This is a genomic window from Cedecea sp. B1(4) (genome assembly GCF_059414925.1).
In genome coordinates this window covers 16,544-43,100 of sequence record NZ_JCAHMZ010000004.1, presented here as the reverse complement: position 1 = coordinate 43,100, position 26,557 = coordinate 16,544, and the positions used below count along the sequence as shown (strand labels likewise).

26 protein-coding genes are annotated in these 26,557 nt (G+C 56.7%); 10 read left to right on the top strand and 16 right to left on the bottom strand.

What is annotated here, in order from left to right; genetic code table 11:
* Positions 1 to 56: 56 nt before the first annotated feature.
* The 9 genes from iscX to trmJ form a co-directional block, all read right to left on the bottom strand.
* A complete protein-coding gene (iscX, locus tag ACR6JA_RS09855; RefSeq protein WP_494492646.1) occupies positions 57 to 257 on the bottom strand; it encodes a Fe-S cluster assembly protein IscX in 201 nt (66 codons plus the stop codon).
* Between the two features lie 11 nt (positions 258 to 268).
* Positions 269 to 604 (bottom strand): ISC system 2Fe-2S type ferredoxin, encoded by a 336-nt coding sequence (gene fdx, locus ACR6JA_RS09850; protein WP_008459424.1) that lies wholly within the window; start codon positions 602 to 604, stop codon positions 269 to 271.
* 1 nt (position 605) lies between these two features.
* Complete coding sequence (hscA, locus tag ACR6JA_RS09845) at positions 606 to 2,456, bottom strand: Fe-S protein assembly chaperone HscA (protein ID WP_494492645.1); 1,851 nt, start codon at positions 2,454 to 2,456, stop codon at positions 606 to 608.
* Positions 2,457 to 2,491: 35 nt separating this feature from the next.
* On the bottom strand, positions 2,492 to 3,007 hold the full coding sequence (hscB, locus tag ACR6JA_RS09840) for a co-chaperone HscB (protein WP_039296154.1): 516 nt from the start codon (positions 3,005 to 3,007) through the stop codon (positions 2,492 to 2,494).
* A gap of 84 nt (positions 3,008 to 3,091) precedes the next feature.
* Positions 3,092 to 3,415, bottom strand: a complete 324-nt coding sequence (gene iscA / locus ACR6JA_RS09835) for an iron-sulfur cluster assembly protein IscA (RefSeq protein WP_008459427.1) — start codon at positions 3,413 to 3,415, stop codon at positions 3,092 to 3,094.
* 75 nt (positions 3,416 to 3,490) lie between these two features.
* A complete protein-coding gene (gene iscU / locus ACR6JA_RS09830; protein WP_008459428.1) occupies positions 3,491 to 3,877 on the bottom strand; it encodes a Fe-S cluster assembly scaffold IscU in 387 nt (128 codons plus the stop codon).
* 42 nt (positions 3,878 to 3,919) lie between these two features.
* Positions 3,920 to 5,134, bottom strand: a complete 1,215-nt coding sequence (iscS, locus tag ACR6JA_RS09825) for a cysteine desulfurase (RefSeq protein ID WP_039296161.1) — start codon at positions 5,132 to 5,134, stop codon at positions 3,920 to 3,922.
* Positions 5,135 to 5,249: 115 nt separating this feature from the next.
* Positions 5,250 to 5,738: a Fe-S cluster assembly transcriptional regulator IscR gene (gene iscR / locus ACR6JA_RS09820; RefSeq protein ID WP_008459430.1), complete on the bottom strand. Its 489-nt coding sequence runs from the start codon at positions 5,736 to 5,738 to the stop codon at positions 5,250 to 5,252.
* Between the two features lie 129 nt (positions 5,739 to 5,867).
* Complete coding sequence (trmJ, locus tag ACR6JA_RS09815) at positions 5,868 to 6,605, bottom strand: tRNA (cytosine(32)/uridine(32)-2'-O)-methyltransferase TrmJ (protein WP_039305709.1); 738 nt, start codon at positions 6,603 to 6,605, stop codon at positions 5,868 to 5,870.
* A gap of 119 nt (positions 6,606 to 6,724) precedes the next feature.
* Here trmJ and suhB point away from each other — a divergent pair, with 119 nt between their 5' ends.
* Complete coding sequence (suhB, locus tag ACR6JA_RS09810) at positions 6,725 to 7,531, top strand: inositol-1-monophosphatase (protein WP_085938908.1); 807 nt, start codon at positions 6,725 to 6,727, stop codon at positions 7,529 to 7,531.
* Positions 7,532 to 7,633: 102 nt separating this feature from the next.
* Here the strand turns inward: suhB and ACR6JA_RS09805 are convergent, their stop codons facing one another.
* Together ACR6JA_RS09805 and ACR6JA_RS09800 are read right to left on the bottom strand one after the other, a co-directional pair.
* A complete protein-coding gene (locus ACR6JA_RS09805; protein ID WP_213715547.1) occupies positions 7,634 to 8,614 on the bottom strand; it encodes a nickel/cobalt transporter in 981 nt (326 codons plus the stop codon).
* Complete coding sequence (locus ACR6JA_RS09800; protein WP_494492644.1) at positions 8,605 to 9,252, bottom strand: DUF1007 family protein; 648 nt, start codon at positions 9,250 to 9,252, stop codon at positions 8,605 to 8,607. Before ACR6JA_RS09800 ends, ACR6JA_RS09805 begins: the two co-directional genes overlap by 10 nt.
* A gap of 124 nt (positions 9,253 to 9,376) precedes the next feature.
* Here ACR6JA_RS09800 and csiE point away from each other — a divergent pair, with 124 nt between their 5' ends.
* Positions 9,377 to 10,657, top strand: coding sequence for a stationary phase inducible protein CsiE (csiE, locus tag ACR6JA_RS09795; protein WP_494492643.1), 1,281 nt, complete (start codon positions 9,377 to 9,379; stop codon positions 10,655 to 10,657).
* Here csiE and ACR6JA_RS09790 read toward each other — a convergent pair.
* From ACR6JA_RS09790 to ACR6JA_RS09775, 4 genes are all read right to left on the bottom strand, one after another.
* Positions 10,654 to 11,808, bottom strand: coding sequence for a 3-phenylpropionate MFS transporter (locus ACR6JA_RS09790; RefSeq protein ID WP_494492642.1), 1,155 nt, complete (start codon positions 11,806 to 11,808; stop codon positions 10,654 to 10,656). The two genes, csiE and ACR6JA_RS09790, sit on opposite strands and share 4 nt — an antisense overlap.
* Before the next feature lie 103 nt (positions 11,809 to 11,911).
* Positions 11,912 to 12,733, bottom strand: coding sequence for an aldose 1-epimerase (locus ACR6JA_RS09785; protein WP_494492641.1), 822 nt, complete (start codon positions 12,731 to 12,733; stop codon positions 11,912 to 11,914).
* On the bottom strand, positions 12,733 to 14,172 hold the full coding sequence (locus ACR6JA_RS09780; protein ID WP_494492640.1) for a sugar porter family MFS transporter: 1,440 nt from the start codon (positions 14,170 to 14,172) through the stop codon (positions 12,733 to 12,735). Before ACR6JA_RS09780 ends, ACR6JA_RS09785 begins: the two co-directional genes overlap by 1 nt.
* Positions 14,173 to 14,238: 66 nt before the next feature.
* Positions 14,239 to 17,511 carry a DUF5107 domain-containing protein gene (locus tag ACR6JA_RS09775; protein ID WP_494492639.1) on the bottom strand — a complete coding sequence of 1,091 codons (3,273 nt, stop codon included), beginning with the start codon at positions 17,509 to 17,511 and terminating at the stop codon, positions 14,239 to 14,241.
* Between the two features lie 116 nt (positions 17,512 to 17,627).
* Here ACR6JA_RS09775 and ACR6JA_RS09770 point away from each other — a divergent pair, with 116 nt between their 5' ends.
* Entirely contained in the window at positions 17,628 to 18,821 is a 1,194-nt protein-coding gene (locus ACR6JA_RS09770; protein ID WP_494492638.1) for an ROK family protein, read from the top strand.
* A gap of 130 nt (positions 18,822 to 18,951) precedes the next feature.
* Positions 18,952 to 19,374 (top strand): DoxX family protein, encoded by a 423-nt coding sequence (locus ACR6JA_RS09765; protein ID WP_008459445.1) that lies wholly within the window; start codon positions 18,952 to 18,954, stop codon positions 19,372 to 19,374.
* A gap of 13 nt (positions 19,375 to 19,387) precedes the next feature.
* Here the strand turns inward: ACR6JA_RS09765 and ACR6JA_RS09760 are convergent, their stop codons facing one another.
* On the bottom strand, positions 19,388 to 19,579 hold the full coding sequence (locus tag ACR6JA_RS09760) for a hypothetical protein (protein ID WP_494492637.1): 192 nt from the start codon (positions 19,577 to 19,579) through the stop codon (positions 19,388 to 19,390).
* 178 nt (positions 19,580 to 19,757) lie between these two features.
* On the opposite strand from ACR6JA_RS09760, the gene ACR6JA_RS09755 reads away from it, so the two are divergent.
* From ACR6JA_RS09755 to ACR6JA_RS09730, 6 genes are all read left to right on the top strand, one after another.
* Positions 19,758 to 20,741: an autoinducer 2 ABC transporter substrate-binding protein gene (locus tag ACR6JA_RS09755; protein WP_008459446.1), complete on the top strand. Its 984-nt coding sequence runs from the start codon at positions 19,758 to 19,760 to the stop codon at positions 20,739 to 20,741.
* 107 nt (positions 20,742 to 20,848) lie between these two features.
* Complete coding sequence (locus ACR6JA_RS09750; protein ID WP_494492636.1) at positions 20,849 to 22,348, top strand: sugar ABC transporter ATP-binding protein; 1,500 nt, start codon at positions 20,849 to 20,851, stop codon at positions 22,346 to 22,348.
* Complete coding sequence (locus ACR6JA_RS09745; RefSeq protein WP_039296197.1) at positions 22,341 to 23,330, top strand: ABC transporter permease; 990 nt, start codon at positions 22,341 to 22,343, stop codon at positions 23,328 to 23,330. The genes ACR6JA_RS09750 and ACR6JA_RS09745 overlap by 8 nt, the downstream gene beginning before the upstream one ends.
* Position 23,331: 1 nt before the next feature.
* A complete protein-coding gene (locus ACR6JA_RS09740) occupies positions 23,332 to 24,285 on the top strand; it encodes an ABC transporter permease (RefSeq protein WP_008459449.1) in 954 nt (317 codons plus the stop codon).
* A 16-nt stretch (positions 24,286 to 24,301) separates the two neighbouring features.
* Positions 24,302 to 25,939, top strand: coding sequence for an FGGY-family carbohydrate kinase (locus ACR6JA_RS09735; protein ID WP_213715538.1), 1,638 nt, complete (start codon positions 24,302 to 24,304; stop codon positions 25,937 to 25,939).
* Positions 25,936 to 26,544 carry an SIS domain-containing protein gene (locus tag ACR6JA_RS09730; RefSeq protein ID WP_494492635.1) on the top strand — a complete coding sequence of 203 codons (609 nt, stop codon included), beginning with the start codon at positions 25,936 to 25,938 and terminating at the stop codon, positions 26,542 to 26,544. Before ACR6JA_RS09735 ends, ACR6JA_RS09730 begins: the two co-directional genes overlap by 4 nt.
* The last annotated feature ends 13 nt before the right edge of the window (positions 26,545 to 26,557 follow it).

The following is a 26,557-nucleotide window of genomic DNA, read 5'->3' as shown; positions in this document are numbered from 1 at the left end:
TTCATTATTCAGCACAGGCAAAATGCAAAAACGGGCCGCCCAAGGCAGCCCGTGTATCATTCAGCTTCATCTAACCAGACAAGTAAAATCGCTTCCAGTACTTTCTCGTTAGAAGCGTTCGGATCGTCATCAAACTCTTCCAGCTCGCAGATCCACTGATGCATATCGGTGAAACGCACCGTCTTAGGATCGAGATCCGGAAGGCTGTCGTACAGCGCCTCGCCGATTTCGCGGCTGTCGGTCCACTTCAGTCCCATGGCGGCTCCCGTTAGTGTTCGCGTGCGTGGTTAATGGTGTAACGCGGCATCTCAACCACCAGATCTTCGTCGCTGACGCGAGCCTGGCAACTCAGGCGGCTTTCCGGCTCCAGACCCCATGCTTTATCTAGCATGTCATCTTCGTCTTCGGTGCTTTCCGCGAGGGAATCAAAACCTTCACGCACTACGCAGTGGCAGGTGGTGCAGGCGCAGGACTTCTCACAGGCGTGTTCAATCTCAATGCCGTTGCGCAGCGCAACGTCGAGAATGGTTTCACCTTGCTTCGCTTCCAGAACTGCGCCATCCGGACACAGGTCCTGATGAGGCAGAAAAACAATCTTTGGCATATTAAACCTCGTCCACAGAATGGCCGGTCAGCGCTTTACGGATCGATTGATCCATACGACGTGCGGCGAATTCCTGGGTTTGCTTGTCTACGTTTTTGATTTCATTTTGAATAGCGTCGGCATCTTCGCCTGCTGCAGCAGCGCTTAACGCGGCCATCGCGGCATCAATGTCGGCACGTTCTGCGGCGCTTAGCAGCGCGGCATCCGCCGTCAACGCGCTGGTCAAACTTTCCAGCACGCGGGCAGCTTCGACTTTTTGCTCGGCCAGCATGCGTGCCTGCACATCATGCTCGGCGTAACTCATGGAATCCTGAATCATACTGGCAATTTCGCCATCGCTCAGGCCATAAGAAGGTTTCACCTGGATTGAAGATTCAACGCCGGTGGATTTTTCCATCGCCGTCACGCTCAGCAGGCCATCGGCATCGACCTGGAAGGTGACGCGAATGTGGGCTCCGCCCGCGGACATTGCCGGGATGCCGCGCAGCGTAAAGCGCGCCAGAGAACGACAGTCCTGAACGAGTTCACGTTCGCCCTGCAGCACGTGGATTGCCATCGCTGTCTGGCCGTCTTTGAAGGTGGTGAATTCCTGCGCGCGGGCCACCGGGATGGTGGTGTTACGCGGGATAACCTTCTCGACCAGGCCGCCCATCGTTTCCAGGCCAAGGGACAGCGGAATCACATCCAGCAGCAGCATTTCACTGTCCGGCTTGTTGCCCACCAGAATATCGGCCTGAATGGCCGCGCCGATGGCAACAACTTTATCCGGGTCGATAGAGGTTAACGGCGTGCGGCCAAAGAACTCGCCTACGCGCTCACGCACCAACGGTACGCGGGTTGAGCCGCCGACCATCACCACTTCCAGTACGTCTTCTGCTTCCACGCCCGCGTCTTTCAACGCACGACGGCAGGACAGCAGCGTCCGTTTAACCAGAGAAGAGATAAGCTCGTTGAACTGCTCGCGGGTGACTTGGCCCTGCCAGCCAGCCACTTCCACACTAGCGGTGGCGGCATCGCTAAGCGCGATCTTGGCGGCGATGGCGGCGTCCAAAAGCTGGCGCTGCACGCGGTCGTCGCTACGGTCAGCAATCCCGGCCTGCTCACGCAGCCAGTCGGCCAAAAGATGGTCGAAGTCATCACCGCCCAGCGCGGAATCACCGCCGGTAGCCAGCACTTCAAACACACCGCGGCTCAGGCGCAGGATGGAGATGTCAAACGTCCCACCGCCCAGATCGTAAACGGCAATAACGCCTTCTTTGCCTGAATCGAGGCCGTAGGCAATTGCCGCGGCGGTAGGTTCGTTCAGCAAACGAAGAACGTGCAGCCCGGCAAGGCGAGCAGCGTCTTTGGTGCCCTGGCGCTGCGCATCGTCAAAATAGGCTGGCACCGTGATCACCACGCCATCCAGTTCCCCTTCCAGGGTTTCACTGGCTCGCGCGGAGAGCGATTTCAGGATGTCGGCAGAGATGCGTACCGGGTTCAGCAGTCCCGCAGGCGTTTCAATCATCGGCAGGCCGTTTTCACTGGCCTGCAGGCGATACGGAAGATGAGGATAACGCGTCTGGATGTCCGCCAGAGAGCGGCCCATCATACGTTTTACCGAGCTAATGGTATTCGCGGGATCCTGCGCGGCAAGCGCGCGAGCGTCAAAACCAACGATATGCTCTTGCTGCTGATAATGCACCACGGAAGGCAGTAGGTGGCGGCCTTCATGGTCGGCAAGGGTTTCGGCCTGGCCGCTGCGAACGGTAGCCACCAGCGAGTTGGTGGTGCCAAGGTCGATGCCCGCCGCCAGCCTGCGCTGGTGCGGCGCAGCCATCATGCCAGGCTCACTAATTTGTAATAAGGCCATGTATCGCTTCCAAAAATCGGGCCTGAGTTCAGGCGTTAAAAGTCGAGCAGCTTTTCTTCTAGTTGTTCAATTTGGCTCTGCAATTTGTCGAGGAAACGCAGCTTGCGCACAGTGTCCGCCGCCTGTTCCCACTGCTGGTCATCCAGCTGCTGCACCATCTGCGCGCTGCGGTTTTTCACCATCGTTTTTACGCGCGAGGCAAAGCTTTCAAGCTTGTCGCTGTCTTTCGCCTGCTCGATATCGTCCAGCTCTTCACGCAGCTCCAGCTGTTCCATCAGGAACGCGGTGTCGCGCACGGTGTGCTGTTCATTCGCGAGGTCGAAACCGTTCAGGGACAGGATGTATTCGGCGCGGGCAAGCGGATGACGCAGCGTCTGCCAGGCCTGGTTGATAGTGGCGGACTGGCTCACGGCCAGAAGCTGTTCTGCCTGAGGGCGGCTGGCGTATTTGTCCGGGTGGAACTGACGCTGCAGCTCCTGGTAACGGCTGGCAAGTTGCTCGGTGTTCAGGGTGTAGCCTGGCGTCAGCCCAAACAGGGTAAAATAATCCATAACAGACTCGGGTTCAGATCAGGTAAGTGCTGTGTGGTAAAGCAAAATCCCCACAGGCCAGAGCCAGTGGGGAATTGCGCGGGATCAGACGTGGAAGCTTTCGCCGCAGCCACACTCATCCTTCACGTTCGGGTTAGTGAACTTAAACCCTTCGTTAAGGCCTTCTTTGACGAAGTCGAGCTCGGTCCCGTTTAAGAATTGCAGGCTTTTACCATCGACAACCACCTTCACGCCTTTGTCCTCGAACACGGTGTCATCCGCCATCGGTGCATCAACAAATTCGAGAACATAAGCCATCCCAGAGCAGCCTGATGTGCGTACACCCAGACGCAGACCAAACCCTTTACCGCGGTTGGTCAGGAAGGCACTTACACGGGCAGCGGCGCTGTCGCTAAGGGTAATCGACATACAACAACCTCAATAAAAATGTTAACTCGTCATACTTCGAGCCGCTGCCGGGCAGCAAGCTCGAATTAGTTAGAGTTATTTTGTTTCACGTTTGCTTTTGTAATCCGCGATAGCCGCTTTGATAGCGTCTTCAGCCAGGATTGAGCAGTGAATTTTCACCGGCGGCAGTTCGAGTTCGTCTGCGATGTCGGTGTTTTTGATCGCCTGCGCTTCGTCCAGGGACTTGCCCTTCACCCACTCGGTCACCAGCGAGCTGGACGCAATCGCCGAGCCGCAGCCGTAGGTTTTGAAACGCGCGTCTTCAATGATACCGTCATTGTTGACTTTGATCTGCAACTTCATCACGTCGCCACAGGCCGGTGCACCCACCATGCCGGAACCTACGCTGTCGTCGCTGTTGTCAAAAGAGCCAACGTTGCGTGGGTTTTCGTAGTGATCAATTACTTTTTCGCTGTAAGCCATTTTTACTTCTCCAGAATCTGAAATCGACGTCCTGACGAACGATCAGTGATGAGCCCATTCGATGGAATTAAGATCCACGCCCTGTTTGAACATTTCCCACAGCGGAGAAAGGTCGCGCAGACGGCCAATGGATTTACGTACCAGCTCGATGGTGTAATCGATCTCTTCTTCAGTGGTAAAACGACCCAGAGAGAAACGGATAGAGCTGTGTGCCAGTTCATCGCTCATCCCCAGCGCGCGCAGCACGTAGGATGGCTCGAGGCTAGCGGAAGTACAGGCTGAGCCCGAAGAGACCGCGAGGTCTTTCAGCGCCATGATCAGCGACTCGCCTTCAACGTAGTTAAAGCTGACGTTGAGGATGTTTGGCGCGCCGTGCTCCAGGTCACCGTTCAGGTAAACTTCTTCCATATCTTTCACGCCGTTCCACAGACGGTTACGCAGCGTGCGCAGACGGGCCATTTCGGTCTCCATCTCTTCTTTTGCGATACGGTAAGCTTCGCCCATGCCGACGATCTGGTGTACAGGCAGCGTACCAGAACGCATGCCGCGCTCGTGACCACCGCCGTGAACCTGCGCTTCGATACGGATACGCGGTTTGCGACGCACGTACAGCGCACCGATCCCTTTCGGCCCGTAAATTTTGTGGCCAGAGAAGGACATCAGGTCAACTTTCAGCTGGCTCAGGTCGATAGGCAGTTTGCCCACGCTCTGGGTAGCATCAACGTGGAAGATAATGCCACGGGAACGGCACATTTCGCCGATAGCCGCGATATCCTGCACCACGCCGATTTCGTTGTTCACGTGCATGATGGACACCAGAATAGTGTCTTCACGCATAGCGGCTTCCAGCTGCTTCAGGTCAACGATACCGTTGCTCTGCGGCGCCAGATAAGTCACTTCAAACCCTTCACGCTCAAGCTGGCGACAGGTGTCCAGCACGGCTTTGTGTTCGGTTTTGGCGGTGATGATGTGCTTGCCTTTCTTCTGATAGAAGTTAGCTGCACCTTTGATGGCCAGGTTGTCTGACTCGGTCGCGCCGGAGGTGAAGACGATTTCACGCGGGTCTGCGCCAACCAGTTCAGCGATTTGGTTACGGGCAATATCAACGGCTTCTTCAGCCTGCCAGCCAAAACGGTGGGAACGAGAGGCCGGGTTACCGAAGGTGCCGTCCATCGTTAAAAACTGCATCATCTTCTCGGCAACACGCGGGTCTACCGGCGTGGTTGCGGAGTAGTCGAGGTAAATCGGTAATTTCATTGCTCTTAAGCTCCGTACATCACTTCAATGCGAAGAATCAGGCTTAAAATATGTTGCCGTTATAGACAGGGAGCACCGCTCCCCGAACCTGATTCTAAAATTCTTGTTCTTCTGCTTATGCGCGCAGTTTGACGTCGATAGCGTCCTGAGAACGGGTGCTGCGATGATTTTCACTATGTTGACGATCGGACACGTCCAGCACTTCCTGGTTGTTAACCAGTTCACCCAGGGTGATGTTATTCAGGAAGCCGGTCAGGCGATCGCTCAGGTCGCGCCACAGCGCGTGAGTCAGGCACTTATCGCCGCCCTGGCAGCCGCCCTTACCCTGGCAACGGGTGGCGTCTACGGACTCATCAACGGCGCTGATCACTTCGCCTACGGCGATGCTGCTCGCGTCTTTACCTAACAGATAACCACCGCCAGGACCGCGAACGCTGGCCACCAGGCCATTTTTACGCAGGCGGGAGAACAGCTGCTCCAGGTAGGAGAGTGAAATACCCTGACGTTCAGAAATATCAGCCAAAGGAACCGGGCCCGATTCAGAGTTCAGCGCAACGTCAAGCATCGCGGTTACGGCGTAGCGCCCTTTTGATGTCAGTCTCATGTCTTACTTAACCTCAAATAGCCCCTCGAGCCGGGGGTTTTTAAAAGTGTGATTGTCACATAGCAGGACGCAAGTCTGACATTCCTGAGTAAAATGGTCAACTATTTAACCTACCATTTTACTCAAGTATTATTGGCCCGATTTTTTCGGGTTTTCCAGCGACGCCAGCATGCCGCGCAGGATGTTTAATTCCTGACTTTCCGGGCGTGCACGGGTAAACAGACGGCGCAGGCGATTCATCACCTGCCCCGGATGGGTTGGGCGAATGAAACCGCTTTCCTGCAGCGCTTTTTCGAGATGCACGTAGAAACGCTCTAAGTCATCCACCAGCGGATAAGGGGCGTCTTCCTCTTCTTTAGCCGCTTCCGGCTGCTCTTGCGTGGCGAGCCAGGCAATGCGCACTTCATAGGCGAGGATCTGTACCGCCATCGCGAGGTTAAGGGAGCTATATTCCGGGTTCGCCTGAATGGCAACGTGATAATGGCATTTTTGCAGCTCTTCGTTGGTCAGGCCCACGCGTTCGCGGCCAAAGACGATTGCCACCGGCGCATGCTGCGCTTCGCTGATGCTTTTTAAACCGCATTCGCGCGGGTCCAGCATCGGCCACGGCAGAGTGCGGGAACGCGCGCTGGTGCCGACCACCAGGCTGCATCCTGCCAGCGCTTCATCAAGCGTATCGACGATCTGAGCATCGCCAATAACATCACTGGCGCCAGCGGCCAGGGCGATGGCCTGGGAGTCCGGTTTGACCAGCGGATTGACCAGCCACAGGTTAGTTAAGCCCATGGTTTTCATAGCACGAGCCACGGAGCCCATGTTGCCGGTATGCGAGGTTTCGACCAGCACGATTCGTACGTTTTGCAGCATTGTCATTCATAGCCTGGGAAGAATATCGCAATATCTTATCATAACCCTGGGACATATTCCGAACGCTCTGCTATACTCCGCCGCGATTTCTGTTCTTTAACATCCAGCGAGAGAGACCGATGCAACATCCAATGTTGACCATCGCCGTGCGTGCTGCGCGCAAGGCGGGTAATGTAATTGCCAAACACTACGAAACACCAGACTCCGTAGAAAGCAGTCAGAAAGGCAGCAATGACTTTGTGACTAACGTCGATAAAGCTGCAGAAGCGATTATTATCGACACAATCCGCAAATCTTACCCGCAGCACACCATCATCACCGAAGAAAGCGGTGAACATGCAGGCGAAGATCAGGACGTGCAATGGGTTATCGATCCGCTGGATGGCACCACCAACTTCATCAAACGTCTGCCACATTTCTCCGTTTCTATCGCTGTTCGTATCAAAGGCCGCACTGAAGTTGCCGTTGTTTACGATCCAATGCGTAACGAACTGTTCACCGCGACCCGTGGCCAGGGCGCCCAGCTTAACGGCTACCGCCTGCGCGGCAGCAACGCACGCGACCTGGACGGCACCGTTCTGGCGACCGGCTTCCCGTTCAAAGTGAAGCAGCACGCGACCCCTTACATCAACATCGTTGGCAAACTGTTCACCCAGTGTGCAGACTTCCGCCGCACCGGTTCCGCTGCGCTGGACCTGGCCTACGTTGCCGCTGGCCGCGTGGACGGTTTCTTCGAGATTGGCCTGAAGCCATGGGATTTCGCCGCAGGTGAGCTGCTGGCTCGTGAATCCGGCAGCATCGTGTGTGATTTCACCGGTGGCCATAACTACCTGACAACCGGGAACATCGTCGCCGGTAACCCGCGTGTTGTGAAAGCCATGCTGGCTACCATGCGTGAAGAACTGAGCGAAGCGCTGAAGCGCTAAGCTTTTTTTGCCTGACCTTCTTTAATAAAGAAGAGGCAAAAGCAAAAATCCCCTCAGCTTTACGGCGAGGGGATTTTTTTATGCCCGCATTTAGCGACACGTTCAGAAAGGCCGAATACCTCGCGCCATCGGCTGGGCGCTCAGCCACATAATCAGCGCTGCCACGACCAGGACAATTCCTCCCGCCAACGCGAGCGTTGACCAGCCCACCTGCCGCCACAGCACCGGGGCCTGGTTCCCGCTTAAGCGAACCGCCAGCGCACGGAAGCTGTGCACCAGCAGCGCCAGGCCGGAAATGGTGATCGAGGTACCTGCCGCCATCGCCAGCGCAGACAGCACGCCCCAGCTAAAGACCCCGATTACCTTGCTGAACAGCAGCACCATAATCGCGCCAGAACAGGGGCGCATGCCCATCGACAGGACAATCATCAGCCTGGCCCGCCAGTCGTTTCCCGCCGTCAGCTGTTTTTCGTCCGGGACGTGCTGATGCCCGCAGCCGCAGTTGGCGTCATGCACATGATGCGGCGTAAACGAGGTAAATTTGGGTTTGCGGCGTAACTGAACCTGTAAACGCCGCAGCGCCCGCCAGCTCAATAAAAGGCCCAGGAATCCGACAAGCAGATAGCTGCCCTTCTCCAGCCAGAAGCTGCTGAGATGAAGCTGCCGGGAAGGCAAAGCGAGAACACCCAGTACCACGACCACCAGCGCAATAGCCACCAGCCCCTGCAATAAAGACGCGGCAAAGGTCAAACCGAGGCTGCTTTTAATTTTCGAGGGATGGGTCGCAAGCCAGGTGCTGATGACGATTTTGCCGTGCCCCGGCCCCAGCGCATGGAGCACGCCGTAGACAAAACTGAAAGAGAGCAGCGATAAGCCTGCGCGAGCGGGGTTGTCCGCCACCTGGCGCAGCAGCCCGCTTAATTCCTGATTGATTGAACGCTGCCAGACGGCCGAACTAAGCAAGATTTGCGGCCAGTAAAGCCACAAGGCATAAAGCCCGGCGGCGGCAAGCAGAATAAACAGCGCCAGCGGCCACAGATGGCCCCAGCGGCGGACGGGAGAAGAAGCGGTGATTATTGACATGCCAGCGTCACCTCCTGAGCAAACTGTTTCCCTAAGTCCATGTCCTCCGGCGGGGCGTCAGCTTTATCCAGCGACTGCGCGAACAGCAGAGTTTCTTCGCTAGGCTTTGGCGTGTGCACGGCAACTTTACAGCTTGAGGCCAGCTCCTGCGGCAGATGCACGTCCCCGTCGTGGTCATAACTCATGTCGACAAAATAGGTCGGATCGAAGGTCGAGAAACGGTATGTCTGCCCTTTGAGTGGCTGCGGATGCGCCAGCGGCAGAACAAACGTCAGCACCGCCTGATGATTGCTACGGCTCAGGCCATATTCCGGCGGCAAATTGCCAAACTTCACCTTCTCTTTGTTATGCCAGAACTCGGTAAAGTAGTGCTGGCCCAGCACATTAGCCATCACTTCTGCCGCCAGCTTCTTCCATACTGGCGACCCCGGCTTGGCGTCGCCGGCGTCATACAACAGATCTGCTGAAGTAATGTCGTCCATCGTCCACTGCATTTTTAGCCCCGTCAGCTGCCCCTGATCAACCACAGGCGTGGTGACGATGGAGATAAAACTGTGGGGATGCGCCTGCACGCTTGCCACCGAAAACCCTGCCAGCAGCAAGGTTACTCCTTTCAGGCTGATTCTTTTGTCGCTCATGCTTCCCTCAAGATTTAAATTCTGTGAGCCAGCCGTAATTCCGTGATGAAAAACTAAAAAGGGCAATATATTGGCCGAAACCTTTAGCTATTCTTAACTTCTGACACCACATTGGGACAGCCAGATGATGACTTTACTGACGCCGCCACCCTCTGTGCTATCCAGTTCGCAGCGCCGCTGCCACCTGCTTCTGATGCTCTATCTCCCGGAGCAGATCGTCACGCAGGAGGTCATTGCCAGCCTTAACGGCGTGGATCAGAGGCAAACCCTGCAAGATATAGCCGACACGGGCCATGAGATCCAGAGTTATCACCGTCTCTCCCTGACGCAACAGCAGGACGGCAGCTACCGGATTGAAGGCACAGTCCTTGACCGCCGCCTCTGCCTGCTGCACTGGTTGCGACGCTCGCTGCGCCTTTGCCCGCAGTTTGTGCAAAACCACTTTAGTCCGGCGCTAAAGTCCCAGCTAAAGCATCTGGGGCTTATCAAGGCGCTGTATGACGAAACTAATTTACGTGCGCTGGTGAATCTGTGTGGTCGCCGTTTAAAAAGGCAGTACGACAGCCGGGACAGCCAGTTCCTGACGCTGTTTTTGCAGTATTGCCTGCATCAGCATCACTCCGGCAATGCGCCAGTCCTGACGCCGCAGCAGCGCGAATGGAGCCAGATGCGGCCTGAGTTTGTTGTCGCCCAGGAAATAGCCCGCCACTGGAAGCGCCGCGTCATGCAGCCCGCAGACGTTGATGAACAGCATTTCCTGGCCCTGCTGTTTCAATTGCTCAGAATTCCCGATCCGATTAATGACGAACATGAACAGGATGCCCGGTTACACAATGAAATCGCACGGATGATTGAACGTTTCCGCCGTCAGGCCGGGCTTTCTTTTAGCGATGAACAAGGGCTAAGCGATCAGCTTTATATTCACCTCGCCCAGGCGCTGAACCGCTGCCACTTTAATATCGGCATCGACCACAGCCTGCCGGAAGAGATCACGCGTCTTTATCCGAGGCTAATGCGAACCTCGCGAGAAGTGCTTGCGGATTTTGAACAGCACTATGGGATTCAGTTTTCCGATGCGGAAAGGGGCCTGGTCGCGGTTATCTTTGGTGCCTGGCTGATGCAGGAAAGTGACATTCAGGAAAAACAGGTGTTGCTGCTGACGGCCGACGATCGCGAGCTGGAACAGAAAATTGAGCAGCAGCTGCGCGAGCTGACACTGCTGCCGCTCAACATTAAATATCTGGCGGTGCAGCAGTTTCAAAGCCAGGGCGCCCCGCGTGAAGTGGTGCTGGTCATTACGCCCTACGCGACCTCGCTGCCGCTGTTTTCTCCCCCGCTCATTCACGCCACGCTGCCGCTGGGAGAACACCAGCAACAGCGTATCAAAGCGCTGTTAGAGGCTTAGCTTTCCGCAACAGGGCTGACTGCGGCGACTTTGGGCCGCAGGAACAGCGCCGGGGCCGCCACCAGCGCCATGACCCAGAACATCCCGCCCTGCAAATGCTGATAGAGGAAGCCCGAGAAAATCGTCATCACGGCGATACCGCCGCCCATCGCCACGGCGGAGTAAACGGCCTGCAGGCGGATCACCTCCCCGCCTTTGCGGGCAGAGATATAGCGCATCGCCGCCAGGTGGCAAATCGTGAAGCTGCCGCAGTGCAGGATCTGCGCCACAATCAGCCACGGAAGTTCGGTGGTGCTTGCCATCAGGCTCCAGCGAATAATGCCGGACACGGTGGACAACAGCAGCAAATCTCTGGCGCTCCAGCGGCGGAACAATTTGTTGCTGAGGGCAAAGATAACGATTTCCGCCACCACGCCCAGCGACCATAAATAGCCCACAACGGAAGCGGAATAGCCTGCCCCCTGCCAGTAAATCGCGCTAAAACCGTAGTAGGCCGCATGCGCGCCCTGCAGCAGAGAAACACAGGCCAGAAAACGCCAGGCACTGATAATCAGCCCTTTCCAGGCGGGCCAGCCAGCTGAAGCCTGATGCCGGGTTTCGCCCTGAGGCATAATGGAAGGCCGCAGCATCATGCCAATCAACATCGACGCCGCGCCAATGGTCAGCAGGACCAGAATAGCCTGATAGCTGAACTCGCTCACCAGCTTGCCGGTAATGGCCGAGCCGATGACAAACGCCAGCGATCCCCAGAGCCGCACCCGGCCATAATCCAGCGGCATTTGCCGCTGCCAGGTCCCCGCCAGCGCATCGGTCAGCGGCACCAGCGGCGAGAAAAACAGGTTAAAGCCCACCATCGTCAGCAGCAGCCAGAGCGCGGCATGGCCCAGCCAGAAACCGGCGGCAAAAATTAGTGTGGCAAGAGCTAACAGACGAAGGGCAAAAACAAGGCGGGAAGGATCGGTCACGCGGGGGGCTAATAATAAACTGCCGAGGAAACGGGCAATCAGCCCTGAACCTAACAGCAATCCGATAGTTTTCGGGGGAAGCCCGACGCCTTTGAGCCAGACGCTCCAGAACGGCAAAAACACGCCATAGCTAAAGAAGTAGGTAAAGTAACTGAGCGCCAGCCAGCGCGTGGAATGCAAAACCATGATCCCTCCCGTTTTGGAGGCGATAGTGTCGGGGATAGCTGACTGGCATGCAAGCAAACATTAACAGCGCAATAACACACATCAAAACAATGGCTATTGCGCGTTAGCTCACCTCAATCTCCATCTCCAGATGCGTGGTCTGGCCCGTCTCCAGTATGACTAAACCCGGCATCCCCGCCTGGTTGTGCGCGTTGACCGGATGCGTTTGCGGTTCAAGACAGATAAACGGCTGGTTCCCCATGCTGAATACCATCAAACAGGCCGCCGGGCTACGCAGACAAATGCTCATATCCGAGTGGGTAATAACCGCCCTGCCGCTCCAGCCGGAATACCCCACGTTAAGCCACTTGTTCTCCGGCGTTTTTGCACGGGAAAAATCTGCCTGCGGGGTGAACGTCCCTTCCCAGGCCAAAGGCAGGTGCTGCTCGCCTTCGGGCCAGTAGCCGCTGGCGGAAAACTGCACCTGGCTGGCTGACTCCAGCGCAAAATAAGGATGTAAACCCAGCCCGTATATCATCGGCTTCTCGCCGGTGTGCTTCAGCTCAAGCCGGGTTAACAGCCTGTTGCCTGCCAGGCGGTAAGTCAGATTTGCCAGATAGTGAAAACCGCAGGGATGCTGGCTGCACAGGCTCAAGGTGACAGACTCAGCTTCGTGCCGCTCAACGTGCCAAAGCTTTTGCCAGCCATCCCCGTGCAGGAAAAAGTGCTCATCGACGAGGCTGTCTGGCAGTTGGATTCGCTCGCCGCGCAGATGGAAAGCGTTCCCGGCCACCCGGTTAGCCAGCGGCAGCATTGGAAACAGCGCCGGGTTCGCGGGATGAAAAATCGGTTTTCCGTGCCTGAGAGATTCAAAGCCGAGAACTGAGGCCCCCTGCGGGGCAACAGTCAAACTAAGAAAATCATTTTGCAGGTGCAGAGTGTCCACTAGCGTAGCGCCTTTGCGGCCCGCGTGGGAGAAGCATTCACGCGGCCTTCAGTCAGCTGCTGCTCCAGCGCTTCGAGGCTCACGCCTTTGGTTTCCGGCACAAAGCGGCGCACGTAGATAAAGCCCGCGGCACAGATAACGCCGTACAGCAGGAAACTGCCGGATGCGCCCAGGCCCGCATTCAGCAGAGGGAAAGTGTAAGTCAGCAGGAAGCAGGCGACCCACAGCGCTAATGTCCCCAGCGACATCGCCAGGCCGCGAACGCGGTTCGGGAAGATTTCCGCCAACAGCACCCAGGTTACCGGGGCCAGCGTCAGCGCATAGGTGGCGATGGCGGCCAGCACCAGAATCAGGACCGGCAGCCCCAGAATGCCCAGGCCGTAGGCGGCACCAATCAGCGCATAGATAATCGTCAGCCCAGCGGCCCCAAACAGCATCAGTTTGCGGCGGCCAATTTTGTCCACCAGCGGCAGCGCGGCAAGGGTGAACACCAGGTTAATCAGGCCGGTCGCAACAATCGATTTCAACGTGCTGTTAATGTCGAACCCGGCGGAAGCAAAAATCTCCTGCGCATAGTTGAAGATAACGTTAATCCCACACCACTGCTGGAACACCGCCAGCACCATACCAATCACGATGATCGGGCGAACCTTCGGTGTCCAAAGCGCGGACCACGACACTTTTTGTGTGTCCTTGCTTAACGTTTCCTGAATATCTTTCAGCGTTGCATCGGCATAGGCTTTACTGCCGATGCGGCTCAGCATTTGGTGAGCGCGTTCGTTTTTCCCGGCGCGCACCAGCCAGCGAGGTGACTCAGGCACAAAAAACATCAGGATCAAAAAGACCACCGCCGGGAAGGCTTCAAAGCCAAACATCCAGCGCCAGCCCACCTGCCCGTTCCAGCTGGCGCTGATTTCCTGCATCGTTGCCTGGCTGGCAACCGGCTCGGCAATCATCAGGTTAATCAGCTGCGCCGCCAGCACCCCAACCACAATGGTGAGCTGGTTGACCGCCACAAAGCGCCCGCGCTGTGCCGCCGGGCTGATTTCTGCGATATACATCGGACTAAGCGCCGAAGCGAGGCCAATCCCCACCCCGCCGACAATGCGCCAGAGAACAAACATATCGAAGTGACTTGCCACTGCGGTGCCCCAGGCAGACGCGGTAAACATAATTGCGGCAAGAATAAGGGGAATTTTGCGGCCAAACTTGTCGGCACACCAGCCGGAGAGTATCGCCCCAAGAATACATCCCACCAGGGCAGAGCTCATTGCCCACCCGGAAACGGCCGGGTCGGTAATAGAAAAATAGGCTTCGTAGAACGGTTTTGCCCCGCCGATAACCACCCAGTCATAACCAAACAACAGCCCGCCACAGGCGGCCACCAGACAGATGGTCCAGACGTAACCCATGCGTAGTTGCGATTGCATACTTTCCATGGTCGATCCTCATCTTGTATTTGTAGAGTAAGGGAGCGGGCGCTCATCGTCGCCCGCCAGTTATTGTTAAAGTACGCCGGTGCTAAGGGCCTGACGCAGCAGATGCGCCTTGTCATGGGCCGGGTTAAGGGTCAGCAGGGCTTCCACCCGCTGGTTGAAGGCGGCGATATCCCCCAGGCCGAGCCATCCAAGCGCCTCCACAAACAGGCAATGCTGCTGATGTTGTTTCCGCGGGTCGCCATTGAGCGCAATCAGGTCCGGCAGGGAAACGGCGAAGAAATCGGCCTCAACCCCGTCGGCACGGTGCGCCTGCGCCCAGTCAACAAAGGCTTTGAATTGCTGATGAGCCGCCTCAAGCTCACCCAGCTGTTTGAGGGCCATAGCCTGATAGAAGAGGTAGTCCACGGGCTGGTCGTTGTAGTAGCGCCCGGCCGCCAGGGAACTCCCGCCCTTCAACGCCTGCTGGAAGTAGGATTTCGCCAGTTCGTGACGCTGCAGGAGCTGCGCACAGCACCCAAGCAGATACCAGATATCGTTGTCGGTTTGCCCGACCAAACGACCTTCGCCGAGGTTTTCCGGGTAGTTCAGCGCCTGTTGCAGCAGCTCCTCCGCCTGACCGTATTGGCCGGCAGACATACTGGCCAGGGCGAGCCGCTGTTGGCTGATAATGTACTGCCCCGTCACTTTGCCTTCGCCGCCTTCCCACGGGTGGAACTTGCGTTCAGCCAGCACCTTCGCGGCAGCTTCCTGCTTGCCATGCTGGTTCCACAGGCTCAGCAGCTCGGCAGTGAGATCGTCACGTTTTAGCGCGACGTCACGCTTCGCCTCCAGACGGGTAAGACGCTCCTCTGGTGCGCGGCCATTCAGCTTCAGCAGGAAGTCGAGTTCAAACAGGAAGCGCGCATTATCAGGTTCGAGATCAACGGCACGCTGCAGCAGCGTTTCAGCTTGCTGAACGTCCTGCTCTTTATTCCAGGCATGAATCGCCAGCACGCGCTGCACGGAGGCAAACTCCGGCATCTGTTCAGCGCAGAATGCCCAGCAGGTTAGCGCTTCTGCATAGCGACGTTTGCTGTACCAGAAGCAGCCCAGCAGATACTGCGCAAAACCATCCTGCGGAAGGCGCATCAGCATTTGCACTTCATCCAGCGTGTTAGGGAAGCGAACCCGGGCGGTAAACTGCTCCCGAGCCTGCACGAGATAGTTTTGCTGGCGCTGTGGATCGGATTCCAGCGAGGCTTGCCACAGCAGCGGCATCGTTTCCTGGGCATTCAGCACGGCGAGCAGTTCACGCGCGGCATGCTCTGCCCCAAAGCTCATCAGCCAGCCGGCCAAAACGCTGGCGTTAGTGCCGCGCTGGCCGGTCACCTGTCGCAGTTTTTGCTTGTCACCTTCATTCTGGGTTATCGCCCAGCGGGCATAATGCAGGGCATAACTCAGCGGCCAGACGGCAAGCTGCTGCTCAATCCACGCCAGCGCCGTAGCTTTTTCTCCTTGCTGAGACAGCGCCAGGGCTTTCAGCCCCATTGCCAGGTTATTAGAGGCGTTGAACTGCAAGCTTTGGGACACCAGCGCTATTGCGCGAGCCGTTTCCCCTTTGCGCATTGCCAAACGGGCCAAGGCATAAAATGCCGCATCCCGGCAGTTGCCGCTCCAGCTGGCCTTGTAGTAAGCATCGAAGGCGCCGTCGTAGTCGCCCAGGCGCTCTTTCGCCGAGCCGAGAAGCTGGCTGGCATCACCATTTTGCGGGTTTTTGTTCAGGCGATGGGCGCGCTGCAGCGCCGCGTCGGCGTGCTCTTTGGCTTTTTGCCAGTTGCCCCGGTTGAATTCGAGCGTGCCCAGGGCGACGTTACAGCGGGAATCGAGCGGATCAATGTCCAGCGCTCGCCGGTAGTAGTCGAAGGCTGACCGGCTGGCGTGCAGATACTGCTCCAGATGCTGACCAATGAAATAAAGCTCGTCGCAGTTAGCGATCTGTTCGGGCTTAGCCGGGGCCTGCGCCGCCTGCGGCAGAGGCAGCTCTTCCGCGATGTGTTCCAGGTAGCTGAGCACCACTTCGCCTTGCGCGTTGAGTAAGCTCAGCGTCAGCCGCTGCGGCCAGTCATCCGTCAGTTGATGCAGCCAGGCTTCCGCCGGTTTCAGGCTGAGCGGCGTTTGCCACAGGACTACGCCGTCGCTTTCAAGACGCAGCTTCACCGCTTCCAGCGGGGAGATGGCGTAGACACCGAGTTCCAGCCTGCCCTGTTCACGCTCAAGTTTGATGGCCGCATCGGTGCTGGCGTTTTGCAGCGTTCCCAGCTTGCTGTAAGGCAGGAAGTTTTGCACAAACACTTTTTCTTCAAACGGCGCCAGCCAGGTAAAGTCCGGCTGGTTATCGGTGAACACGCCGGTCATCAGCTCGATGTACGGGCCGTTGGTGTCGGTCAGATTGCGATCCCAGGCCAGGCCAAAGTCGCAGTTGCCCCAGGTCCACTGCTTTTTGCCCGGCGATACATGGTGATCGGCAATGTGCAGCAGCCCGCCCTGTTCGCCGTGGTGGTAGGCCCCAACAAAATCGTAATTCGACTTATCGGCCATGTAAGAGGTTGGCACCGGGATGTTTTTGTAGCGCGAGATATCCACGCCCGCAGAGTAATCCACTTTGTAGTAGGTGCCGCGGGCAATCGGGAAGGCGGAAACGTCGCGTTTGCCGTGGTCAAACACCGCGGTCACGTCCGGCGGGAATACGCTCTGATGGTCGTCACCGCCCTTCACCGCCGGGTTAGCCCACCACAGGAAGTGGCGCGGCGTGGCGTTGCCGTTAAAGACTTTGCCGGTAATTTCAATCAGCGCTTTTTCCGGGTAAAGCGTAAACCCGGTCATTACCTGCAGGCCGCGCATCGGCTCCACTTCCCCCAGCCAGACGGTTTGCGCCCCGCTTTCGTGCTGCTGGAAGGTCACGTCTACCGGCAGAAACGTGGTCGGGCGGTGGTGCTGAGGCCAGTTGAATTCGATCCCACCGGAGATCCACGGCCCAATCAGGCCCACCAGTGCGGGTTTGACCACTTCGTTGTAGTACACGAAATCGCGCTCCATCACTTTGTCCCAGGCTCGGTGAATACGCCCGCCCAGCTCCGGCAGCATCATGACGCGAATGAAATCGTTCTCCAGCCAAACCGCCTGATACTCGCGCATTTCTCGTTTACCGGTCAGGGTGTCTATCACGCCATAGGGGTAAACCGCGCCGGAAGATCCCTGATAGACACGATTTTCCAGGAACATCGGGTTTGGATCCTCTGCTCCGGTAGTCCAGGTAGGGAGTGAGATCGTTTCCTGCCAGACTTTAACGGCTCCGTACATAGCAACTCTCCAGTAAACAAATAACAGTGAATGAGGAATTGCCAACAGTCTGGAGCAGCTGATTATGATTTAATCGCTGAATGCTCACGCAATACAGTTAATGAGGTTTAGTAAACATGCAGCAGTCAGGTCTCAATAATCAGCGGGTACGTCAGCTCAACCGACAAACGCTGATGAAGCTGGTATGGTGGCACAAGCAGCTGAGTAAATCGCAGTTTGCCCGCTACACCGGGCTGTCCATTCCGGCCGTCAGCAACATCCTTGAGGAACTGGTCGATGAGGGCAAACTTAGCCACTCCAGCGAAAACCTCAGCAGCCGGGGGCTAAACAGCGGCAGCTATCAGATCCCGCCGGAGGGGGATTACATCCTCTGCATGAACGTCACCCCCACCAGCATCGAGAGCCAGCTGTGCAACGCCCAGCTTTCGCCGATAGCCGACTTTGAGCGCCGCGCTATTGTGGCCCCTTCTCCCCAGATGCTGCTGTCGGCCATCGAAGCAATCTGGCAGCAACAGCGAAAAAACTGGCCGAAAAAAACGATTAATCTCGCGCTGGGCATACACGGGCAGGTAGATCCGGTGACCGGTGTGTCGCAAACCATGCCGCAGGCTCCCTGGCGGGAGGCAGTGGAAATTAAATACCTGCTGGAAGAGAAGCTGAACGTTGAAGTCAGGCTGGATAACGACTGCGTGATGCTGGCCCTGGCAGAAAAGTGGCAAAACAACGGCAACCGGGAAGATTTCTGCGTGATTAACGTGGATTACGGCATCGGCTCTTCGTTTGTGATCAACGGGCAAATCTATCGCGGCAATCTTTACGGCAGCGGGCAAATTGGCCACACCATAGTTAATCCGGACGGCATGGCCTGCGACTGCGGGCGCTATGGCTGCCTGGAAACCGTGGCTTCGCTCAGCGCGCTGAAAAAACAGGCCCGCATCTGGCTCAAAACGCACCCTGAGGCGCAGCAGCACGATCCGGAAAAGCTCACTTCCCGGCAGCTGGTTCAGGCGCTGCATGCCGGGGATGAAAGGGTCGCCCGCTGGGTAGAAGATTCGGCCAACGCGATTGGGCTTAGCCTGTACAACTTCCTTAATATTCTCAACATTAACCAGATCTGGTTCTATGGCCGCAGCTGCGAGTTTGGCGAAAACTGGCTGAGCGCCATTAAACAGCGCATTGGTTTTAATCCGTTCGACCACGGTGATGGCCTGAAGAGTCACGCCACGCAAATAAACTTCGGGCAGCTCACCCGCGCCCAGCAGGTGATGGGGATTGGTTATTTATATGCCGAGAAGGCGCTAATGGAATAATGAGATGGCGTCGGGCGTCATTAATAAAAACATTCATTAACACAAACAACGTGGTAGAGGCGCAACGGCAATGGCAGGCTCGGAAGTTGTGTATTAACTTTAAATTGAGTCCACTACAGGCGAGCCCGCTATGAACACACTACGCTATTTCGATTTTGGTCAATCTCGTGCCCTGATCCTGCTTATTGCCCGTATTGCGTTGATTCTGCTGTTCATTATTTTCGGCTTGCCGAAGCTCAGCGGATTCAGCGGCACCGTGGCGTACATGGAGCATCTTGGCACCCCACTCCCGACGCTAGCCGCCGCGATTGCGGTGTTTATGGAAGTTGTCGCGGCTATCCTGGTCATCATCGGGTTCTTTACCCGCCCGCTGGCCATTTTGTTTGTTTTTTATACCCTCGGCACGGCGCTTATCGGTCACCATTACTGGAATATGACCGGGGATGCAGTGATGCCTAATATGATTAACTTCTATAAAAACATCAGCATAGCTGGTGGATTCCTGCTGCTGGCGGTCACCGGCCCTGGCGCGATTTCCGTCGATAAGCGCTAAATTTCTGCCTCACTTAAAGGCCGCTAATGCGGCCTTTTTCATTTGTTTCCAGCTCATTTTGCTTGATACGCTTCAGCTCACAATTTCGTAACATTCTTTTGCTGGCTTGCGCCCTCTTTGGTGTCAAAAACGTCCCCTCAATGGCAAGTTGTTTATTAATTGTTATCAATATGTTTCGTTTTTGATTGAGAATTAACACCACCATGTCCGTCCAGTTTAAAAAAACATCATATATTTAACCGTTTTTTAACTAAATTAGATCTAAAAACAAACAATAATGGGCGTGCATCACATTTAGAAAAACTGCGATTCATTCCCTCTTCCCTTCGTTGCTAGTCTCCTCTCCGTGACATGCCTCAGTCCCTAATAAAAAAGGTACACCTATGAAATTCAAACTCGCATTACTCAGTGCAACCCTGATTTCTGCATGCATGTTGTCCGGTACGGCCGTTGCGGCGGATAAGTATGAAATCGCAGTGGTGGCGAAAGTCACCGGAATCCCTTGGTTCAACCGGATGGAAACCGGCGTCAATGAAGCCGCAAAAAAACTCAACGTTAATGCTTACCAGACCGGGGCTTCAACGCCCGATCCGGCTCAGCAGGTGAAGGTGATTGAGGATCTGATCGCCAAGAAAGTGAACGCCATTATTGTGGTGCCTAACGATGCCAAAGTACTGGAGCCGGTGCTGAAAAAAGCGCGCGATCAGGGCATCGTGGTGCTGACGCATGAATCCCCTGACCAGCAGATCGGCCAGTGGGATATCGAAACCATCGACAGCGAAAAATATGCTCAGGCCAACATGGACGAGCTGGCGAAAGACATGGGCGGCAAAGGTGGCTACGCCATTTACGTTGGGTCGCTGACCGTGCCGCTGCACAACGCCTGGGCGGATTCCGCCATTAAATATCAGAAAGAAAAATACCCGGATATGTTCGAAGTGACTTCGCGCCTGCCGGTGGCGGAGAGCATCGACAAATCCTATTCCACTACGCTCGATCTGATGAAAACGTATCCGCAGATGAAGGGCGTGATTGGCTTTGGCTCCCTCGGCCCAATCGGCGCGGGTCAGGCGGTACAGAAGAAACGTGCGAAGGACAAACTGGCCGTTGTCGGCATTGCCATGCCGGGCCAGGCGGCACCTTACCTGATGCGCGGCGACATTAAAAAAGCGCTGCTGTGGGATCCTAAAGATGCCGGTTACGCACTGGTTACCGTGGCCGATCAGCTGCTGCAGGGCAAAGCCGTGACCAAAGACCTGACCATTGACGGTCTGGGCAAGGCCGATGTCGACATGGATAAGAAAGTGATCCGTTTTAACAAGATCCTCGAAGTCACCAAAGATAACGCTCAGTCACTCGGTTTCTAAGGCACTCCGCCAACACCAGGGAAACCGGAATGCCGGTCAGCCGACCGGCATTCTCCAACAAGATTATTTTGTGGCGCCCAGGTCGGGCGCCGGCAGGGGCATTACCCATGACCGACACATCCGCATTTATCACTCTTGAGAATATCAGCAAGCAATTCCCGGGCGTGCGGGCGCTGGATAACGTCAATCTGACGCTTAGAAAAGGCGAAGTTCATTGCCTGGCCGGGCAAAACGGCTGCGGTAAAAGCACGATCATCAAAGTGATTTCCGGCGTCTATCACCCGGAAAAAGGGGCGCAGATTGCCCTCGACGGCAAACTGTTTCACAGCCTGACGCCCACGCTTTCCGCGCATTACGGCATCCAGGTGATCTACCAGGATCTGTCGCTGTTCCCCAATTTCAGCGTGGCCGAGAATATCGCCGTGCACCGCTATCAGCCCGGCGGCAGCCTGTGGGTTAACCGCAGCGCGATGAAAGCCCAGGCGCTGGCGGCCATGCAGCGCATTGGCGTCACGCTCGACCCGGACAAAAAAGTCGAAAAACTCTCGATAGCCGATCGCCAACTGGTGGCGATTTGCCGCGCCATTGCCGCCGACGCCCGGCTGGTCATTATGGACGAGCCAACGGCCTCTCTGACTCGCCAGGAGGTTAACGGCCTGCTGCGGGTGGTGAATGAACTCAAAGCGGACGGGATTTGCGTGGTGTTTGTCAGCCACCGTCTGGACGAAGTGATGGAAGTCGCCGACCGCATTAGCGTGATGCGCGACGGGAAGCTGGTCGGCACCTGGCAGGCCAGCGAGCTGGACAGCAACGAGCTTGCGTTCCTGATGACCGGGCAACGCTTCCACTACAGCCCGCTGCCGGAAAAACCTCCGGTAGAAAAACAGCCGATGCTGGAGCTACGTGGCCTGAGCCGCAAAGGCAAATACCACAACATCAATCTGGCGCTGCGCAGCGGCGAAATTGTTTCCATCGTGGGCCTGCTCGGGTCGGGCCGCACCGAACTGTGCATGAGCCTGTTCGGCATGACTCAGCCGCAAAGCGGTGAAATGCTGATCGACGGCGTGCCGGTGACGTTTCGCAATAACCACGATGCGATCAAACACGGCATCGGCTATGTGTCTGAAGATCGCCTGACTCAAGGCCTGATCATGGAACAGTCGATCTACGACAACACGATTGTCACGGTCTTCGACAGGCTTCATACCCGCAGCGGCCTGCTCGATCACGCAAAAGCCCGTCACCTGGTGGCCGAGCTTATTCGTGAGCTAAACATCAAAGTCTCCGATGCCGGGCTACCGGTAAAAACCCTTTCTGGCGGCAACGCCCAAAGGATTGCCATCGCCAAATGGGTAGCGACTAACCCACAAATATTGATCCTCGACTCACCCACGGTGGGCGTGGATATCGCCAACAAAGAAGGCATTTACCAAATCGCCCGTTCTCTGGCGGAACAGGGCCTGGCGGTACTGATGATTTGTGATGAAATCCCTGAAGCGTATTACAACAGCCACCGCGTGCTGGTGATGCGCCGGGGCGAACTGGTCGCAGAGTTTAATCCTCATCGCAGTAGCGAGCAGGACATTGCTGAGGTGGTCAATGAATAACCCTCGTCTTTCCCGCCTAGCCGGGCAACATGAATTCTGGCTGGGTCTTCTGGTGGTAGCGCTGGCCGTTGGCCTGAGCATCAGCACCGATGAGTTTTTGTCCCTCGGTAACCTGACGGACGTCGCCACCAGCTACGCCATTCTCGGTATTCTGGCCTGTGGGCTGTTCGTGGTGCTTATTTCCGGGGGGATTGATATTTCGTTCCCGGCGATGACCGCCATTGCCCAGTACGTGATGGCAAGCTGGGTGATCGCCCACGGCGGTAATTTTGCGCTGGCGCTGGTGATTTCTATTGCCGTGGGGCTGCTGCTCGGGTTGATCAACGGCTTCCTGGTTTACTGGCTGCGGGTCCCGGCGATCATCATCACCATTGCCACCCTCAACGTTTACTACGGCCTGCTGGTTTACCTCACCAAAGGCACCTGGCTGTACGGCTTCCCGGACTGGTTTATGAACGGCATTAACTGGTTCTCTTTCACCGCCAAAGACGGTTATCAGTACGGGTTGACCCTGCCGCTGCTGTGCCTGGCCGCAGTGATTATCTTTACCGCCGTGCTGATGAACTACACGCGCCTTGGCCGCCAGATTTATGCCATGGGCGGCAACCGCGAGGCGGCGTCCCGTCTGGGGATGAACCTGTTAAAGCTGCACTTTTACGTCTACGGCTATATGGGGATTCTGGCGGGTATTGCCGCCGTCGTTCAGGCGCAGATCACCCAATCTGTCGCCCCAAACTCGCTGTTGGGCTTTGAGCTGACGGTTCTGGCTGCAGTGGTACTCGGCGGGACAAGCATGAGCGGCGGGCGCGGGACGCTCACCGGCACGCTACTCGGGGTTATCCTGCTGGCATTCTTACAAAACGGCCTGACGCTACTGAGCGTGTCCTCTTACTGGCACGCTGTGTTCAGCGGCGTGATTATCCTGGTCAGCATCAGCGCCACGGCGTGGAATGAAAAACGCAAACTCGCAAGGGAGCTTTGAGATGAAAACCTTCGCCAGATTTTTACCCGGTGACGCCATCATCCGGCTGCAGTGCGTGATTATTGTGGTGGTCGCCGTGGCGTTTTCGCTGCTGCTGGGCGGGCGCTTCTTTAGCCTCGCCAATTTCCAGTCCATCGGCTCTCAGCTGCCTATCCTTGGCATGCTGGCGCTAGGCATGGGGATGACGATGCTGACCGGTGGGATCAACCTGTCGATCATTGCCGGGGCAAACGCCTGTTCGCTGGTGATGGCCGCCATTATCGTCAGCCACCCGGATAACCCGCTGTTCTTCGCGCTGGCGCTGCTGGCGGGTATTGCCGTGGCGGTGGCTATCGGCACGCTAAATGGCGCGCTGGTCGCCTGGGTCGGCGTTTCGCCTATCCTGGCTACGCTCGGCACCATGACGCTGATTTCCGGCCTCAATATTTTGCTGTCCAACGGCACGGTGATTTCCGGCTTCCCGGCGGCAATTCAGTATCTGGGCAACGCCACATTGCTTGGTATTCCAGTCGCGCTGCTGCTGTTCCTGCTGGTTGCCGTCCTGCTCTGGGTATTACTGGAGCACACCACGCTGGGGCGCAGCCTTTATCTGGTCGGCTCCAACGAACAAGCCACTCGCTACAGCGGCGTTAACACCGTGCGGGTGCAGATATCGGTATACGTGATTTCCGCGCTGCTCGGCTGGGTAGCCGCCATTCTGATGATGGCGAAATTCAACTCCGCCAAAGCCGGGTACGGTGAGTCTTACCTGCTGGTAACCATCCTTGCCTCGGTGTTGGGCGGCATAAACCCGGACGGCGGTTTTGGCCGCATCATCGGCCTGGTACTGGCGCTCATCGTGCTGCAAATGCTGGAAAGCGGCTTTAATTTGCTGGGGATCAGCAGTTATCTGACCATGGCGCTCTGGGGCGCGGTGCTGATCCTCTTTATCGCATTACAGAATCGTAAAGCCTGAGTTCAGGAGAATCATTATGGCGAGTTACTTCATTGGGGTGGATGTAGGGACGGGAAGCGCCCGCGCGGGTGTTTTTGACCTGAATGGCAGAATGGTCGGCGAGGCAAGCCGGGCGATTGAGATTTACCGCCCGCAGGCGGACTTCGTTGAACAATCCTCGGACAATATCTGGCAGGCGGTCTGTAACGCGGTGCGGGATGCGGTTAACCAGGCTGACATTAACCCGATTCAGGTAAAAGGGCTGGGCTTTGACGCCACCTGTTCCCTGGTGGTGCTGGATAAAGAAGGCAAGCCGCTGACCATCAGCCCCTCCGGGCGCAGCGAACAGAACATCATTGTGTGGATGGATCACCGCGCCATTACCCAGGCCGACAGGATTAATGCCCTGCACCACCGCGTGCTGGACTACGTGGGCGGAATTATTTCCCCGGAAATGCAGACGCCAAAATTGCTGTGGCTTAAACAACACATGCCGAATACCTGGTCGAACGCGGGCTACTATTTTGACCTGCCGGACTTCCTGACCTGGCGCGCAACCGGGGATGATACCCGCTCGCTCTGCTCCACCGTCTGTAAATGGACCTACATGGGCCACGAAGACAAATGGGACAGCAGTTATTTCCGCCAGATTGGGCTGGAAGATTTGCTGGAGCACGATGCGGAAAAAATTGGCCGCTATGTAAAAACCATGGGCGAGCCGCTGGGCCACGGCCTGACCCAGCGCGCCGCAAGCGAAATGGGACTGATTGCCGGCACCGCCGTCAGCGTCTCGATTATTGATGCCCATGCGGGCACGCTTGGTACACTCGGCGCCTGCGGCGTTTCGGGCGAAGTGGCAGACTTTGACCGCCGTGTGGCGCTCATCGGCGGCACCTCAACCGGGCATATGGCCATTTCAAAAGAAGCCCGTTTTATTAATGGCGTTTGGGGGCCTTACTACTCCGCCGTGCTGCCGGGCTACTGGCTCAACGAAGGCGGCCAGTCAGCCACCGGGGCGCTCATCGACCATATTATTCAGTCTCATCCATGCTATGAAACGCTGCTTGCCCAGGCGAAGACTCAGGGGCAAACCATTTACGAACTGCTAAACGCCCTGCTGCGTAAAATGGCCGGAGAGCCGGAAAACATCGCCTTCCTGACGAAGGATATGCACATCCTGCCCTACTTCCACGGCAACCGTTCGCCGCGCGCCAACCCGACGCTAACCGGCGTCATCAGCGGGCTGAAGCTTTCCCGTACGCCGGAAGATATGGCGCTGCAGTACCTGGCGACGATTCAGGCCATCGCGCTTGGTACCCGCCATATTATCGAAACCATGAACCACAGCGGCTACACCATCGACACCATCATGGCGAGCGGCGGTGGCACTAAAAATCCTATCTTCGTTCAGGAGCACGCCAACGCCACCGGCTGCGCGATGTTGTTGCCGGAAGAGAGCGAGGCGATGCTGCTGGGCAGCGCGATGATGGGCACGGTGGCGGCGGGCGTGTTTGATTCTTTCCCGGAAGCGATGTCGGTCATGAGCCGCATTGGCAAAACGGTCACGCCGCAGACCAACCGCATCAAGCATTACTACGACCGCAAATACAAAGTGTTCCATGAGATGTATCTCGATCACATGAAATACCGCCAGCTGATGCAGGAGGAAGCATGAGTCATTCATGGCAGCAGGCCGTCAGCGCGTGGGCAACCTGCAGCCGCGAGCTTGCGGCGCTGGAACAGCATTTGAGCGAGCCACAGTGGCTCGCCTTGCTGGCCGAACTGAGAAACTGTAAAGGCAAGATTGTGGTCACCGGCGTCGGTACTTCGGGCATCGCCGCGAGGAAAATTGCCCATATGCTGGCCTGCGTCGAACACCCGGCCATTTATCTCAGCGCGACGGACGCGGCGCATGGCGATCTGGGGTTTCTCCGTGCGGACGACCTGATGATCATGCTTTCCCGGGGCGGGAATTCTGACGAGCTGACGCGCCTGCTGCCGGGCCTGGCGGCCAGAAACGTCCCGCTCATTAGCGTCACTGAGAACCCGGATTCTGCCATCGCCCAGGCAGCAAGGCTGGTGATTTCTACCGGTGTGAAGCAGGAAATGGATCCGCTGAATATGCTGGCGACCACGTCGATAATTCTGACGCTGGCGATTTTTGATGCCGCCTGCGCCTGCCTGATGAGCGAGAGCGGTTATTCGAAAGAGACGCTGCTGGCCGTTCATCCCGGTGGGGATGTTGGGCTGACGCTGCGAGATGATGAAACGCTAAGATAGTTGAAAGGACAAC